Origin of the sequence: Acinetobacter sp. YZS-X1-1 (assembly GCF_000804305.1) — a bacterium.
Classification (GTDB): Bacteria; Pseudomonadota; Gammaproteobacteria; order Pseudomonadales; family Moraxellaceae; genus Acinetobacter; species Acinetobacter variabilis.
In genome coordinates this window covers 32,562-47,496 of the sequence record NZ_JWHB01000027.1, presented here as the reverse complement: position 1 = coordinate 47,496, position 14,935 = coordinate 32,562, and the positions used below count along the sequence as shown (strand labels likewise).

The 14,935-nt window shown below is 40.8% G+C and carries 16 protein-coding genes and 1 riboswitch; of the genes, 8 read left to right on the top strand and 8 right to left on the bottom strand.

Annotation, left to right across the window (positions count from 1 at the left end; all coding sequences use genetic code 11):
* Positions 1-128 precede the first annotated feature (128 nt).
* The 6 genes from RJ01_RS12925 to RJ01_RS12900 all read right to left on the bottom strand — a co-directional run bounded on the left by RJ01_RS12925 (position 129) and on the right by RJ01_RS12900 (position 6,117).
* Positions 129-635 (bottom strand): lytic transglycosylase domain-containing protein, encoded by a 507-nt coding sequence (locus tag RJ01_RS12925; protein ID WP_227504435.1) that lies wholly within the window; start codon positions 633-635, stop codon positions 129-131.
* Between the two features lie 286 nt (positions 636-921).
* A complete protein-coding gene (locus RJ01_RS12920) occupies positions 922-1,410 on the bottom strand; it encodes a GNAT family N-acetyltransferase (RefSeq protein WP_034171385.1) in 489 nt (162 codons plus the stop codon).
* A 106-nt stretch (positions 1,411-1,516) separates the two neighbouring features.
* The gene (locus tag RJ01_RS12915; protein ID WP_034171384.1) at positions 1,517-2,716 is read right to left on the bottom strand and encodes an acyl-CoA dehydrogenase family protein; all 1,200 of its coding nucleotides are present in this window, start codon (positions 2,714-2,716) and stop codon (positions 1,517-1,519) included.
* A 23-nt stretch (positions 2,717-2,739) separates the two neighbouring features.
* Complete coding sequence (locus tag RJ01_RS12910) at positions 2,740-4,026, bottom strand: acyl-CoA dehydrogenase family protein (protein WP_171248479.1); 1,287 nt, start codon at positions 4,024-4,026, stop codon at positions 2,740-2,742.
* Between the two features lie 252 nt (positions 4,027-4,278).
* A complete protein-coding gene (locus tag RJ01_RS12905; RefSeq protein WP_034171382.1) occupies positions 4,279-5,652 on the bottom strand; it encodes an AarF/ABC1/UbiB kinase family protein in 1,374 nt (457 codons plus the stop codon).
* Between the two features lie 156 nt (positions 5,653-5,808).
* On the bottom strand, positions 5,809-6,117 hold the full coding sequence (locus RJ01_RS12900; protein WP_004785493.1) for a hypothetical protein: 309 nt from the start codon (positions 6,115-6,117) through the stop codon (positions 5,809-5,811).
* A 201-nt stretch (positions 6,118-6,318) separates the two neighbouring features.
* Here RJ01_RS12900 and RJ01_RS12895 point away from each other — a divergent pair, with 201 nt between their 5' ends.
* From RJ01_RS12895 to RJ01_RS12865, 7 genes are all read left to right on the top strand, one after another.
* Positions 6,319-6,705 (top strand): lysozyme inhibitor LprI family protein, encoded by a 387-nt coding sequence (locus RJ01_RS12895; RefSeq protein ID WP_034171381.1) that lies wholly within the window; start codon positions 6,319-6,321, stop codon positions 6,703-6,705.
* Between the two features lie 197 nt (positions 6,706-6,902).
* Entirely contained in the window at positions 6,903-7,913 is a 1,011-nt protein-coding gene (gene prmB, locus RJ01_RS12890; protein WP_034171380.1) for a 50S ribosomal protein L3 N(5)-glutamine methyltransferase, read from the top strand.
* A gap of 12 nt (positions 7,914-7,925) precedes the next feature.
* Entirely contained in the window at positions 7,926-9,020 is a 1,095-nt protein-coding gene (gene aroC / locus RJ01_RS12885) for a chorismate synthase (protein WP_004785500.1), read from the top strand.
* Positions 9,021-9,084: 64 nt separating this feature from the next.
* Positions 9,085-9,606, top strand: a complete 522-nt coding sequence (locus RJ01_RS12880) for a GNAT family N-acetyltransferase (protein WP_034171379.1) — start codon at positions 9,085-9,087, stop codon at positions 9,604-9,606.
* Positions 9,607-9,667: 61 nt separating this feature from the next.
* On the top strand, positions 9,668-10,102 hold the full coding sequence (locus tag RJ01_RS12875; protein ID WP_034171378.1) for an Imm44 family immunity protein: 435 nt from the start codon (positions 9,668-9,670) through the stop codon (positions 10,100-10,102).
* A gap of 160 nt (positions 10,103-10,262) precedes the next feature.
* The gene (locus RJ01_RS12870; RefSeq protein ID WP_034171377.1) at positions 10,263-11,171 is read left to right on the top strand and encodes an AEC family transporter; all 909 of its coding nucleotides are present in this window, start codon (positions 10,263-10,265) and stop codon (positions 11,169-11,171) included.
* Positions 11,172-11,463: 292 nt separating this feature from the next.
* Positions 11,464-11,551: riboswitch (glycine riboswitch) on the top strand.
* Positions 11,552-11,685: 134 nt separating this feature from the next.
* Entirely contained in the window at positions 11,686-12,930 is a 1,245-nt protein-coding gene (locus RJ01_RS12865) for a D-amino acid dehydrogenase (RefSeq protein WP_034171376.1), read from the top strand.
* Positions 12,931-13,126: 196 nt separating this feature from the next.
* On the opposite strand, the gene RJ01_RS12860 is transcribed toward RJ01_RS12865, so the two are convergent.
* Positions 13,127-13,780 (bottom strand): hypothetical protein, encoded by a 654-nt coding sequence (locus tag RJ01_RS12860; protein WP_034171375.1) that lies wholly within the window; start codon positions 13,778-13,780, stop codon positions 13,127-13,129.
* A 99-nt stretch (positions 13,781-13,879) separates the two neighbouring features.
* Between RJ01_RS12860 and ispF the strand changes: the two genes are divergently transcribed.
* Positions 13,880-14,368: a 2-C-methyl-D-erythritol 2,4-cyclodiphosphate synthase gene (gene ispF / locus RJ01_RS12855; RefSeq protein WP_034171374.1), complete on the top strand. Its 489-nt coding sequence runs from the start codon at positions 13,880-13,882 to the stop codon at positions 14,366-14,368.
* A 2-nt stretch (positions 14,369-14,370) separates the two neighbouring features.
* On the opposite strand, the gene RJ01_RS12850 is transcribed toward ispF, so the two are convergent.
* A complete protein-coding gene (locus tag RJ01_RS12850) occupies positions 14,371-14,895 on the bottom strand; it encodes a protein tyrosine phosphatase family protein (protein WP_034171373.1) in 525 nt (174 codons plus the stop codon).
* Positions 14,896-14,935: the final 40 nt, after the last annotated feature.

Here is a 14,935-nt window from a genome sequence, read left to right as displayed (position 1 = left end):
GCAGGGGGCTTTTTTTATGCGTGGGGTTTAATAAGACAAGATAAAAATGGCTTAAATTTAATTTAAGCCGTTTTATTTATGTATTAATATTTCTGGAATGCATTTACTTAATTATTAGTACATTCTAATTACATTGATTTTTTAAGTTGCTTCTGGTGCGTTAAAACCTCTTTTGCATATTTTTTGCCTTGTTTACGCATTTTCCGATCTTTCTCATAGGCAGTAGGGCCTACATTATAATAGCCCAGTGCTTTTTCTAGGCTACCGCTAGATTCCTGATAACGTGACAGAATATAACTCCCACATCCAATATTGACTGCTTCATTAAATAAATCAGGTCCACAGGTAGATTGCCAATAACGCGGAACAATTTGCATAAGACCCACTGCACCTGCAGGTGAAGCGACCTGACTGCGATAGGTAGATTCCTGTCGAATCACGGCTGCTACTAGCAAGGGATCTATACTATGTCTTTCTGCATTCTGAATAATTAAAGGTGAAACGCGAGTAGCAGTTGTCGCAGGCACAGCATATGCAGTCTGAATTCCTTGAGACAGTTTAGCAGAGCGTTTTTCTAAGGAGTTACCTCCTAGTGAAGAGCAAGCACTTATTAATATTGTACTAAAGCCAAGCATCCCAATTTTTAAAGTAGTAGGATTTAAGACCTTTAATAACGAATAGTTTTTGCCAGAAAATTTGCCCAACAACTTTCAGCTTCCCTGTATTTTTAAAATTAGATTGATCTTAGGAAGATGTATTAAAATCGTCAAGAAATTAGATGATTTGTTTACAAAGACAAATTAGATTTTGTTGAATAATGAATTTTTTATGAAGAATTGCTTAAAGAAAAGCCAGTTAGCAGTCGAATTTTTATTTCTGGCTTTTTCTTTAAAGTGTTTGTATCTGAATGCACAAGAAAGTTTAGTCTAAAGTTTTTAGCATCCAGATTTCACAAGCTGCACTATGACCTGTATTGCCTTCGGGATGATCCAGATGTTCAAAACCTAATTTTTCGTAAAGCTTTACTGCCTGCCAAAGACTTGCAGTAGTTTCAAGATAGATTCGTTTAAAGCTCTGCTCATGAGCGAAGTCAAAAGCCAGATTTAAAATCTGTTTCGCAAATCCATAACGACGAATAATAGGTAAGAAATACATTTTCTGTATTTCTAGAATACTCTGATCACCCTCTAATGGCGCAATACCTCCACCGCCAAACACTTGATCCTGCTCATCGGCAATGACCCAATAAGCCGCTTTTGGCTGTTGATATACTTCATACAGATTATCCAGAATTGAATCACCGACAGCAAAGCCGGACTCTGCTGCAAGCCCGAATTCTACGGAAACTTCACGAATAATTTTGGCAATTTGAGCATTATCTTGAGGTTGTATAGGACGAATAAAATACATAGATTATGACATAAAAAAGGATGGAAATTTTATAGTCCGAAAACCATAAAAAATCCATCCTTTTTGATGATTCGTTCTTTAATAAAGCAGTATTTCCAGTTTTTGATTATTTTAATTCACTTGAAGATTTACCTAGTTCACGTCGAGCAATAATGAGTTGCTGAATCTGTTGAGTTCCTTCAAAAATATCTAGAATCTTGGAATCACGTGCCCATTTTTCTAAAAGTTCAGTCTCGTTATAGCCTATAGATGCTGCTAATTCGACGCACTTCAAAGTGATTTCATTCGCAATACGACCCGCCTTGGCTTTAGCAATAGAAGCTTCACGGGAATTAGGCTTACGATTATCCGCCATCCACGCAGCTTTCAACATTAATAAACGGGCAGATTCCCATTCGGCTTCCATGCGATAAATCTGCGCTGCAATATTCGATGTTTGTAAGTAAGGTGTATGGTATTCAGAATCTAGCTGATCCTTAAAAATCTCCTTGATTCTTTCTAAGGAAGCTTTAGAGCAACCAATTGCCATTGCTGCAACGAGTGGACGGGTATTATCAAAAGTTTCCATGACACCCGCAAAACCTTTAGCCACATCAATTTCGGCATGTCCAAGCAAATTAGCAGCAGGTATACGACAATCGATAAAACTAATTGTAGCCGTATCCGAGGCTTTAATGCCTAGCTTATGTTCCAGACGCTCGATTTTCATGCCAGGCGTACCTTTGCGTACGACAAAGGACTTTATCGCAGCACGGCCAAGTTTTTTATCTAAAGTCGCCCAGACGACAACCGCATCTGCACGTTCGCCAGAGGTGATAAAGATTTTCTCTCCGTTCAGAATATAATCATCACCATCTTTAATGGCAGTGGTACGAATGGCAGCTGAATCGGAACCACAGCCTGGTTCAGTGATTGCCATCGCTGCCCAGATGCCATGAAAGCGTTGTAACTGTTCATCATTAGCAACAGCAGCAATGGCTGAATTTCCTAGACCTTGACGCGGCATTGATAAAAGTAGTCCGGTATCGCCATAACACATTTCGACAATACTAAGTGCAGTGGACATATTGACGCCATTTTTATTACTTTCATCGTTATCACCGCGTTTATTGACCGCAACTCCCGCATTCATGCCTTCGCTGCCTTGGTTCATGCCGTCGATGACAGAAGCGAGCATATTTAACTCTTTCGGATAAGCATGTTCAGCTTTGTCATATTTGCGTGAAATAGGGCGGAGTACATTTAGAGCAACTTCATGTGCCTGATCAATCAGCAATTTGAATTTTTTAGGATTTTGCAAGTTCATCTATTTTTTTCCTTATTCTTTGCTCAGGCATGAAGGCCAGAATGTACGATTGCTGTTGCTCTTAAGTCCCGATACCAGCGTTCTACCGGATGTTCCTTGGTGAAGCCATATCCGCCGAGGATCTGCACGCCATCTGTGCCAATTTTCATGGATTTTTCTGCACAGAGCAGACGGGCCAGATAAGCTTCACGATGAAAATCCTGTCCGGATTCTGCCAGACTGGCGGCATTCAGGATCAGCATTTGCATAGCATCAATTTCAATCGCCATATCTGCAATCATAAAAGCTACACTTTGCCGATGGGAAATTGGTTCACCAAAGGCTGTGCGTTCATTGGCATATTGCACACAGTATTTTTTAACCGCTTCACAGGTACCGACCGCCATGGCACACCACATCAAGTTACCCAGATCAATAAAAGCGGTGTAATCAAAATCGTCATCTCCCAGGCGTTGTGCCGGTGTGTTATTAAATTTGAGATTCATGGTTTGAGTGGCTTTCAGACCCATAGCCGGAGATTTTTGTGCAGTAATAGTATTATTGCGTTGCACAATAAATACTTCGGTTTTGCCATTCAGATCTGCACTGACCAGATAGATATCAGCAGTTTCTCCGAGCATCACTAAGGTTTTTTCACCATTAATTAAATAGTTATCTCCATTCGACGTTGCTTGAGTTTTTAACTGATAAGGATTAAAGGCAGCTGTTACTTCCTGTACTGCGAAGGTAGCTTTAAGATGAGGATCATCAGCGAATCCAGTCAAATACTCAGTCTGAACCTGTTCTGAACCCCAACGGGTAATCGCATTAATCACACTAAAGGTAGAAAGCAGTCCAGCGGTCAGACTGAAATCGCCTTGAGCCAACTGTTGAGCCATCAGGACATTGCTGACGATATTCTGTTCTGCAGCAACGCCACCTAGAGCTTCAGGCAGCGCATAAAAATTAAGACCCAGATCAGTTGAATATTGCCAGAGTTCCTCTGGGAAGATTTCATGATGATCTGCATCATGTGCCAAAGGATAAAGGACTTCGCTGGCAAACTGTTGCATCGCCTCGCAGGTCATTTGCTGTTCTTCAGTCAGATTCAGATCAAACAGGGATTTGGACTGATGTGGTAAACGTTGTCTTTGAATTTTCTGACCAGATTTCAGGATTTTCTGAGTTTGGCTGAGTGTTTTAAAACCTGCTTTAGAGCTTTGATAAAGAGATTTTTCTAAAAATTTACGCAGCTTTAATTGGTCGAGTAAATCACTTCCAGCCACTTTGGTCAGGATGGACAAGCCAAATCCTTGTGCTTTGTTCACCATATTGTTCATTCTAATTATCCTACGGGGTGTTATCTTATTTGCCTGATGTTGACATGCAGTTCTAGAAAAAACCATGTCATCAATGACATGAATCATTGTCAATTTATTATTAAAATAAAGAGAGGATTTAAAAAATTAAGATATTGAAAATAAATAGAAAAATAAAATAAGAAAAATTTGGTTTTTATCAAAAATTGACCCGAATGACAAAATCATCCGGGTCTTCTATAAGGCTAATAATAACTTAGTCTATTAGAGATGACGTTTAATCATTGCGCGTACATTAGTTTTCGCATCAATCACCGTCATGAAGGTATAAGCACCAATAAACTTACGGCTAATAAACATAAATTCTTTAGGCGGTACACTGAAATAACGTGAAGCCATGGATTTAGAAGCCTGCTGCATCACACGGCTATGAAGCTGGCTTTTTTTCCAGTTATAGCGGTCATGTTCATCCATCACACCTGGAGGCAAGTCTTTATTATTCATTGGCGAGCTGAAGGCTTCTGTGGCTAACAGAAAGACTTTTGCCATATCCGGTTTGATGCTAGGCGGAATAGAATCAAAGAATTCATAACCGGTCATGGCTTTTACCATCATGTCTGAATCATGATGATAACCGGCCTGGATCAGGTTACGCGCTACATTGAGTAGATGCTGGTCAAACTGACGGATTGCACCGAAGTCGAGAAGCACAATCTTGTCCTGGATATTTTCGCCATCCCCTAGACGTACCAGGTAATTGCCGAAATTCGGGTCAGTCTGCATCTCGCCCCATTCAAAAATCTCACGTACAGCGATTTCAAGGGAAGCTTCACCCAGTTTATTACGACGTTCCTGTGGTAGAGACAGCATCACTGGACTATTGATGGGTACACCACGTTCAAAGGTCATGCACAAGACACGGTCGGTACAATAGTTATCGATAATGGTCGGTACGATATATCGTGAATCATTTTGCAGACGCTTACAGAAGCGGCGAGTGGTATCCGCCTCAATTTTGTAATTGACCTCACGATGCATCATCTCGCGAACTTCATCAAACCATTGATCAAATTCACGGGTTTGCGGCACCATACGGGTCAATTTGAGCATGTTCTTAAACAGGCTCATATCAGAATCAATAGCTTCAGCTACACCCGGGTACTGGATTTTAAGCACCAGCTCCATACCGTCTGACTTACGCACCGCACGATGCACCTGAGCCAAAGAGGCAGTGCCCAAGGGCTCATGATCAACTGTCAGATCATCTAGCTTGGAACCTAATTGCTGCTGTAATTGGGCTTTGATCGCCGGCCAAGCCAAAGCGACTGTTTTATTATTTAAAGTATTTAAGGCTTGAGTAACTTCTTCTGGCAGAAAATGCTCGCCATACAGTGCCATCATCTGGCCAATTTTGACAATTGAACCTTTAAGCTTGCCAATTTCTGCAACCAGATAATCGGCCTGTTCTTTCATGGCTTTCTTGCGTCTTCTTTCTTTTTCTTCTTCGCTCGAGAATATAGAACCCGCACTGGATGCTGCCCAGCGCGTACCTGCCAGCAAAGATGCCTTTGCGATCGATAAGCGTCGATCCATTGAGGAAGTTTTCAATTGTTTAAGCTTATCGTTCTGATCTGACATGTAAACTCAATCCTTTTATCAGCATAAAGCGGAATAAATCATTGTAGTGGATATTACCGTGTCTGCACGTATTAAAAAAGTTTAAGCCGCTGAATTCACGGTGAAAATCTCGGCAAGAGCATATCGCTTGCCGTTTTGACCAGTGTAGGGTGAATATTATGACATTTGAAATTGAATTTTTAATTCAGATCGTTGTTGTAACTGTTGTTTATTTGTTTGAATATGTTGATGAATTAGGTTCTGGACTGTTTCATGCATAAAACCCAGCGCATAACCCTTCACAATAATGATGCTTGGCAAGCTGAAAAACAGGTATTTGGCATCTTCCAGTGTCGCGCTACTAAATACACCTTGCTGCATTAATGTGGTTTGTAAAAATACCTTTTCCTGCTGCACCTGACTGGATAACTGGTCATTCCAGTAGTTCTGGCGCATGGCCATAAGATTGTTGTGCTTATAGCTCATAAGATCTGGGCTCGTTTGGACATCATTGCCGAATTATATGCGGCCATAAAATCAAGTTTCAACCAAAGAACTGTGACATCTTTTTAAGCGAGAAAAATATAGGATTTTATCGAGGACTAAGTTAGTATCAGGCAATAATATAAACAAGATTCATTATTCAATATTGATTGGAAACAAGCCGGTTTTGGTGAAGGGGATATTATGCGTTTTGCATGTTTATTAATGGCAGGTTGTTTGGGGACGGTGGCATTACAGGTTCAGGCGGCTACAGGTTATTCTCAGGAATATATCCAGTGTATGAACTTTAGTTATGGCAATACAGCTAAGCTACAAAAATGTGTGAAAAAAGAATTAAAAGCACAGAATAAACGTCTGAAGAAAAACTATAAGACTTATCTGAAATTGAATGCAGGCTATCGTAATAATATTCGTGATCAGCATACAGTTTGGCAACGTAAACTATCACAGCAATGCAAACTGACTATGAATACCCAATATGCCCAGATTAAACAGGGTCAATGTGCGCTAGAGATGGTAAAAGATCAGGCGAATTTGTATCAATCGCGTTCTTATCGTGCCGGTGCTTAAACTGGTTTTAAGTTAATAAATCCTTCCGGAAATAGTGATAAATCTTAAAAAGCAGGATTCTAATCTGTCTGAAATCCAGAAGATCTGTCATTGATAAACCATGGAGAATTCGGGTTTTTCATGGTTTTGGCATTATAAAAGACCTCAAAACAAGGTATCATAAGGCGTTCTAAAAAATGACCTTGGAGACGCCTTAAGTGGATCGACCGACTATTAGCCCTGAACATTTGCAGGAAGCCGCTGAAAATTTAACTACCATTCGTGATTTTATCCGTTTTGGGGTTACAGCATTACGTCAATACGATGCGCACTTAGGTCAAGGTACAGAAGATTATTTTGCTGAAAGTTCAGCGCTGGTTCTACAAACCTTGTCACTGGACTGGAATGCAGATCCTGAAATTCTGGATTCTAAATTATTGCCGAGTGAAGTCGCTGAGTTCTTAAGCTTGCTGGAACGCCGCATTAATGAACGTGTTCCTACCTCTTATTTATTGAATCTGGCCTATTTCTTTGGCAAGCCATTCTATGTCGATGAACGTGTTCTGATTCCACGTTCGCCAATCGTTGAGCTGATTGAAAACCGCTTTGCTCCTTATTGCCTGACTGAAAATGGTGAAATAGGCGCAGCAGTAAATAACTTGCCAGAAAACCCGAATCCAAAAACTCCACAACGCATTCTGGATATGTGTACCGGTTCTGGCTGTATCGCGATTGCATTGGCCTATGCTTTCCCGGATTCAGAAGTGGATGCAACTGATATTTCTAAAGATGCCTTGGAAGTGGCGCAGATTAACTGTGAACATCACAGTAAACAGTACCAAGTGGCCTTACTTGAATCTGATTTGTTCGCTAAAATTCCAGCTGAAAACCAATATGATCTAATCGTATCTAATCCTCCATATGTCGATGCAGAGGATATGGCTGATCTTCCTGATGAATTCCATCATGAGCCAGAACTGGCATTGGCTGCTGGTCAAGACGGTCTGGATCTAGTTCGTAAAATGCTGGCTCAAGCGGCTGATTATCTGACTGAAGATGGTCTGATCGTGATTGAAGTGGGTAACTCTGAATGGGCAATGAAGCAAAACTTCAATACCGTTGATTTCCACTGGTTGCAGTTCCAACGTGGTGGTTCAGGTATCTTTGCACTGACTGCAGCCCAATGCCGTCAATATCGCGATTTATTCATTCAATCTGTTAATTCATAAGGAGTCGTTGACATGGCAGGTAATAGTATAGGGCAACTCTTCCGTGTAACGACTTGTGGTGAATCTCATGGTGTTGGCTTAATGGCCATTATTGATGGGGTTCCACCAGGGATTGAACTGTCTGAAGCTGATTTGCAAAAGGATTTGGACCGTCGTAAGCCAGGTACTTCAAAATTTGCAACACAGCGTAAAGAGCCAGATGAAGTTGAAATTATTTCCGGTGTGTTTGAGGGTAAAACCACCGGAACTTCAATCGGTCTTTTAATCCGCAATACGGATCAAAAATCGAAAGATTATGGCAATATCGCGCAAACTTTCCGCCCGGGCCATGCAGACTATACCTATACCCAGAAGTATGGTTTCCGTGACTATCGCGGTGGTGGCCGTTCAAGTGCGCGTGAAACTGCGATGCGTGTAGCAGCAGGTGCGATTGCCAAGAAATTCCTGTTTGAGAAATTTGGTATTGAAATCCGTGGTCATGTGACCCAAATCGGGACTGAAAAAGCAGAAAAACTGGACTGGAATGAAGTGCCAAATAACCCGTTCTTCTGTGGTGATGTTGATGCGGTGCCGCGGTTTGAAGCATTGGTAACTTCATTACGTGAGCAAGGCACAAGCTGTGGTGCACGTTTAGAAATTATTGCTTCTAAAGTACCAGTCGGTTGGGGTGAACCAGTATTTGATCGTTTAGATGCGGATATTGCCCATGCCATGATGTCAATTAATGCCGTGAAAGGCGTGGAAATTGGTGATGGTTTTGGTGTGGCTGAGCAGTTCGGTCATGAAACCCGTGATGAACTCACAACAGATGGCTTCCTGGCGAACCATGCTGGCGGTATCTTAGGTGGTATTTCTAGCGGTCAGGATATTCGTGTTTCGATTGCGCTGAAACCAACTGCTTCCATTACAACTCCGGGCAAAACTATTACCATTAACCGTGAAGATACTGATGTACTGACCAAAGGCCGTCATGATCCTTGCGTGGGTGTACGTGCGACACCAATTGCTGAAGCGATGCTAGCAATTGTTTTGATGGATCACTTCATGCGTCATCGTGCACAAAATGCCGATGTCGTTGCGCCGTTTGAGCCAATTGAACCTAAATAATTTGCTTTATAGAAGCAAATAAAATTAAAGTCAGGCTTTGGCCTGGCTTTTTTATATTTATAAGATGAAAAATAACAATATTCGTTTAGCCCAAGCTACGGACATTCAAAATATTGTTAAGTTGATCAATACAGCTTATCGATCAAATTTGGGTTGGACGCATGAACATGACATTGTTTCAGGTGATCGAATTAATGAGGCTCAGTTAAGTGAGCTTTTAGCACGGCCTGATTTTGAACTTTATGTTTTGGAAAATGATGACCAACTGGTGGGTTGTATTGGTTTGACACACTTGCCAGATTGTTTTGAAATCGGCAGTTTTGCTATTGACCCAGTCCGGCAAAATTCAGGTTATGGTCGAATATTGTTAGATTTCGCTGAGCAATACTCTAGAGAAAAAATACCTTTCAAAAAACTTAGAATGTCTGTTCTTAATGTGCGCATTGAATTAATCGCGTATTATGAGCGTCGTGGTTATCACCAAACCGGCAAAACAGAGAGTTATCCACTGGATGCAGAGGTTGGACAGCCTTTAGTAGATTTAAATCTGGTGATTTTAGAAAAGAGTCTCGAAAAGATTTATTAAGTTATTTGAATCTATTTTTGATTCTAAGTGTGTTTAATAAGAATAATGACAGGATGTATGAATGGAAGTATGGTTAAGTGCTGAATTAAGTAGTGAAGTGTTAACAGAAGATCATCTTGATCTCGAAAATAAAGCACGTAACGCAGTAGAAAATGCCTTAAATGCTCAACTACAAAATAAGTCGTATGATATTCCGATAGATAAATGGAAGTGCATTGAAATTATAATGGGAAATTATAGTTTTGATGAACGTATTTTTTATTCATTTAAACGTAGAAATATGGATTTCCGTTTAAGGATTGATCCAACAACTTTTAAGGCAACAGATGATTTAGGCCGTGAAAGACTCATTTTTAGGATGCTCTTAAGAAGCCTAGATTTGTTAAAAGTTAAGTTTGAAAAAGTCCGCCCGAAGCTTGATGCAAAGGTTTATGAGGAGCTTGAAAGATTAAAAAATGATGCACTAAATATTGCAAAAGATGAAAGTTGGATTTAAAGCGTATTTTAATTAAAGCCAGCCAGAGTGTTTTTTATTTATTATCCATTGAATTTTCCACTATTTTTATCCTGAAACGAGCCACTTGTTGTATCCTTGCTCATTGATAGGCAATTGAATTGGATGCGATTGCCGCAAAACCCATATCATGAGTTGTTCAATGTTTCAGACTATCTTCACTGTACTGTTTCCGCTTATTGGCCTGATTACTTTGGGCTATGTATTAAAACAAAGGAAATGGCTGGAAGATAGTTTCTGGCGTGGGGCAGAAAAACTCAATTATTTTGTCCTGTTTCCAGTTATGCTGTTTTTAAATCTGGCCGTAGCCAAGATTGAAATGGCAGTCATTAAAGATGTGATTCTGGTGGTCTTTAGCCTTATGGCGGTGGTCAGTATTGCGCTATATGTACTGCGCAAGATTTATCAGATTGGCTATGCACGTTTTGGGGTCTATGTGCAGGCACTTCTGCGCTTTAACACCTATATCGGACTTGCAGCAGTGAATGCCTTATTTCATCAGCAGGGTATGACCATTTTCGCCGTAGTGATGGTGTTGTGTATTCCACTGGTCAATATTTTATCTGTACTTGCATTTACTCGTAATTCAGATATGCAGATCTTCAAAATTCTGGTTGATCTGTTAAAGAATCCTTTAATTTTAGGCTCTCTTGTGGGTGGCCTATTTAATCTTTCAGGCTTGTCACTCTGGGCCGGGTTTGCATTATTCCTAAAACAGATTGCCTTATGCAGTTTGCCGCTTGGCTTGATGTGTGTGGGGGCTGCCCTACAGTTCCAAGGCTTCCAACGGGATATCTTACTATTGAGCCTGGCGACTTTTGGACGTTTATTAGGAATGCCACTTGCTGCTTTCTTTGTCTGCCAATTATTTAATATTGACCCTTTAACCACACAGGTACTGGTGTTGTTTTTTGCTTTACCTACCGCTTCAGCTTCTTATGTGTTGACACGTGTCTATGGAGGAGATAGCCAGTTCATGGCTAGTATTATCAGTATGCAAACGGTAGTCGCGGCTGGATCTCTCATGTTAATTCTTTCCTGGTTAATTTAATTTTAGGATCTGAAGGCTGGTCGTATATTGAGCGTTTTTTGGTAAATCAATCCCGTAAATAGCCTAAGCAATTATAAACTTTATTGCTTTTCTTAAATGCTTTTTATTGGAGCATGACGTAGAAAAATGAGGCAAAAAACCAAATTAAAATCTTAAAACTCATTTGAAATGGATAGTGTTATTTCTTCTAAATTTATTGAAAGTGTTGTTACCACTTAAATCACGTGAATTAACATAAATAAAAAACTGTAGTCCCCGATAAGATGGTATATAAATTGCTCAGGATAATAAAAATATTATTGCAGGAGAGAAATGCTACTGCATTCGCCGAAGGAGCAAGGTCCCAGGAAACTCTCAGGCAAAAGGACTGCAATAATATATTAAACTCTGGAGAGAAGTGTTGAATCACTCACCGAAGGGGGAAGGTTGCTGCATACAGTTATGATGCAGTCACCGAAGCTCTCAGGTACACATGACAGATGGGAAAGACATCACATATTAAGGAGAGGTGTCTATGCGTCATGTTATTGTGGTGGGGGCAGGCATTACCGGTGTAACAACAGCTTATGAGCTCGCTTTACTCGGTTATCAGGTCACGGTGGTCGACCGTCATCTTTATCCCGCGATGGAAACATCCTTCGCCAATGGCGGGCAACTTTCTGCCTGTAATGCAGAAGTCTGGAATCAGAAAGCCACTGTGTTAAAAGGCATCAAATGGATGTCACAAAAAACCGCCCCGCTATTGCTCAATCCTTCTTTTAGTCTGCATAAATATAGCTGGCTGATGGAATTTCTAGGTCATATTAAAAATTATGAAACCAATACCCGGGAAACGGTAAGACTCGCGTTACTGGCCCGAAAACGCCTGTTTGAAATTGCCGAAATTGAGCAAATTGATTTTGATCTGGAAAAGCGCGGAATTCTACATTTCTACCATAATAAAGCTGATTATGATGTCGCAATTAAGGTCAATGATCTCCTATGTAGTGGTGGTCTAGAACGTAATGCAATTACCAATGAGGAAATCAAGCAGATTGAACCTGCATTAACTGGGGATTATTACGCGGGGTTTTATTGCCAGAGTGATGCGACTGGAGATATTCATAAATTCAGTACTGGACTGGCAAATGCCTGTATGAAAAAAGGGGCGAAATTCGAATTTGGTCAGGATGTATTTGCAGTCGATCACCAGACACAGCAGATTATAGTTAAATGCAGGCCCAGCTCTGAAAATGTGCGTGCTGATGCTGAAGATGTGCTCGAGATTCAGGCAGATGCCATTGTAGTATGTGCTGGTGTCAGCAGTTATCAGTTGGCAGATCTGTTGGGTGAGCGAGTGAATGTCTACCCGGTGAAAGGCTATTCAATTACGGTACAGCTCAATGATGAGCAAAGTCAGCAAAATGCTCCTTGGGTCAGTCTGCTAGATGAGAGTGCCAAGATTGTCTTATCACGTTTAGGTAAAGACCGCTTACGTGTTGCAGGAACCGCGGAATTTAATGGTTATAATCGCGATATTCGTGTTGACCGGATTCAGCCTTTAATTGACTGGACACAACGCAATTTCGATCTGTGTACTGAACATGTGATTCCGTGGGCAGGTCTGCGTCCCATGATGCCGAATATGATGCCTGTAGTGCGCCGTGGTAGACAGGAACGTGTCTTTTATAACACCGGTCATGGACACTTGGGTTGGACATTATCAGCGGCAACCGCAGCCATGATTAGCCAAGAAATAGCTCAGCATTACCCGGCATAAGTAAATAGCCCGCTTGCGGGCTATTTTAAAAGATCAAAAAATAATTGTTTATCAATTAAGCTCCTTCTACTTGGGGAAGAAGGTTGGGGTGAAGGGAATCTTTATAAAAACTTCTCCAATAAGGAGAAGGAATTTCTAGCTTAAATTTTTAAATATATATTTAGGACATTGATAGATACAAATAAAAGTCGGCTGTTTAATCATATAAACGATAAATACCACTAAAGCGCTCGCAGCCTTTTTGTTCAGTACTGACCGTCAAGATTGCCTTGCTATAATTAAAGTTATATTTGCAGTCATGCTCATTATCCGTAATCTGACTTTTAGTTTCGGTCGTGGTATAGGCCAGAAAAGGAATGGTCTGGGTTTCTGCACGATTATTCGGATTACGGTAGGCGACCCCTTCAATCTTGATGCGGTCTTTCGTCAGCTGATGAATCTTGAGATGAATCGGCTGTTTGGCCATTTGGCCCTGTTCAAACTTCAGATAGTGCTGAGTCAGGCTCTGATTCAAAGAAATATAAATATTGAGGTCATCCAGACGCTGGTCAAATTGCTGTTTAAAGCAGTCCAGCGTTTTACATTGCTGTAAGCGTGTGCTCCATAGTTGCTGGGTATCTTGCAACAAGCGAACAGGTGCATCTGTAATCAGAAAAGCGGTAAAATATTGATCTGTCAGTTTTTCACGCGGTTCAGCTAGAGAGGTTGAGCAGATCTTTTTCATGGCTGCGTTATTGTTATGATGACTGCTACAGTCCAGCGATTCAGCATGAATGCTGCTAGCAAAAAGGCCTGTCCCGAGTAAAAGTCCCATTATTTTCATCATATTTATATCAGTTTTCAGTAGCATGATCGCTTATACTTTCACTGTGTTACGCTAGGTCTAACTATAGCGAAATAGAAACGTGGTGTACAAGATTTCAATCAGTTATTTCTAAAGGATATAAAAGTGATTGCACAAATTCGTATTGGTCAGGGACTGGATGTACATGCATTTGAAGAAGGTGATTTTGTCACTCTGGCAGGTATTCAGATTCCACATACGCATGGCTTGAAAGCACACTCTGATGGTGATGTAGTTTTACATGCACTTTGTGATGCTTTATTAGGTGCCTTAGCACTGGGCGATATTGGTCAACATTTTCCGGATACCGATCCGCAGTTTAAGGGTGCGGACAGCAAGGTCTTGTTAAAGCATGTCTATCAGCTAATTCTGGATCGTGGTTATCGCCTGAATAACGCTGATATCACTGTAGCTTGTGAACGTCCAAAGCTGGCTAAACATAATCTGGAAATGCGTCAGAGCATTGCCGATGTACTGGATGTGGATGTGACTCAAATCAGTATTAAAGCCACAACCACTGAAAAATTAGGATTTACTGGCCGTCAGGAAGGTATTCTGTCTATGGCAACTGTTCTAATCAGCCACTACAAATAACATCAACCGAAGTTATTGGGATGAATCAGGGATAATTCCAGTTCATGTGTAGCTTTACGGCCTTGCAGCTGTAGGGCAGCCGCATGAATTAAACCGGTCCAGGTTTCATTCGGTTCCCAGAGCTGATGCAGATATTCCTGCGCAGTCGGCATATCCATATTCATATAGTATTGACGATATAGATATATCAGGCAGCTGACATGATAATTCTGCGTACAATGTACCCAGACCATTTGTTCTTTGACCAGATGATCAATCAGATCCAGTACCAGCAGGCACTGACTATCCGAAGGGGTTTCCCATGAGATCGGCAACTGGATATAGTTCAGGCCAAGATCAAGACAAATTTTATCTTCATGTAACAGATGATGATCGCTATCTGTTAATGCCACATTGATTACGGTAGAGACGCCGTATTCTTTAATCAACCTCAGTTGTTCAGTTGTCGGCTGACCAGAGCTGAACAGATGGTCATGGATGAACTGAAAATTTTCAATTTGACTTAATGCAGTTTCAATTTCATTCATCAGATAAAATTTTCCTTGTTCAGAAATGAAAACGCCATCT

Excerpts from the sequence above, each read along its gene's own strand:
- RJ01_RS12925 (WP_227504435.1), bottom strand. The coding sequence starts at position 635 with ATGCTTGGCTTTAGTACAATATTAATAAGTGCTTGCTCTTCACTAGGA.
- RJ01_RS12920 (WP_034171385.1), bottom strand. The coding sequence starts at position 1,410 with ATGTATTTTATTCGTCCTATACAACCTCAAGATAATGCTCAAATTGCC.
- RJ01_RS12915 (WP_034171384.1), bottom strand. The coding sequence starts at position 2,716 with ATGAACTTGCAAAATCCTAAAAAATTCAAATTGCTGATTGATCAGGCA.
- RJ01_RS12910 (WP_171248479.1), bottom strand. The coding sequence starts at position 4,026 with ATGGTGAACAAAGCACAAGGATTTGGCTTGTCCATCCTGACCAAAGTG.
- RJ01_RS12905 (WP_034171382.1), bottom strand. The coding sequence starts at position 5,652 with ATGTCAGATCAGAACGATAAGCTTAAACAATTGAAAACTTCCTCAATG.
- RJ01_RS12900 (WP_004785493.1), bottom strand. The coding sequence starts at position 6,117 with ATGAGCTATAAGCACAACAATCTTATGGCCATGCGCCAGAACTACTGG.
- RJ01_RS12895 (WP_034171381.1), top strand. The coding sequence starts at position 6,319 with ATGCGTTTTGCATGTTTATTAATGGCAGGTTGTTTGGGGACGGTGGCA.
- aroC (WP_004785500.1), top strand. The coding sequence starts at position 7,926 with ATGGCAGGTAATAGTATAGGGCAACTCTTCCGTGTAACGACTTGTGGT.
- RJ01_RS12880 (WP_034171379.1), top strand. The coding sequence starts at position 9,085 with ATGAAAAATAACAATATTCGTTTAGCCCAAGCTACGGACATTCAAAAT.
- RJ01_RS12875 (WP_034171378.1), top strand. The coding sequence starts at position 9,668 with ATGGAAGTATGGTTAAGTGCTGAATTAAGTAGTGAAGTGTTAACAGAA.
- RJ01_RS12870 (WP_034171377.1), top strand. The coding sequence starts at position 10,263 with ATGTTTCAGACTATCTTCACTGTACTGTTTCCGCTTATTGGCCTGATT.
- RJ01_RS12865 (WP_034171376.1), top strand. The coding sequence starts at position 11,686 with ATGCGTCATGTTATTGTGGTGGGGGCAGGCATTACCGGTGTAACAACA.
- RJ01_RS12860 (WP_034171375.1), bottom strand. The coding sequence starts at position 13,780 with ATGCTACTGAAAACTGATATAAATATGATGAAAATAATGGGACTTTTA.
- RJ01_RS12850 (WP_034171373.1), bottom strand. The coding sequence starts at position 14,895 with ATGAATGAAATTGAAACTGCATTAAGTCAAATTGAAAATTTTCAGTTC.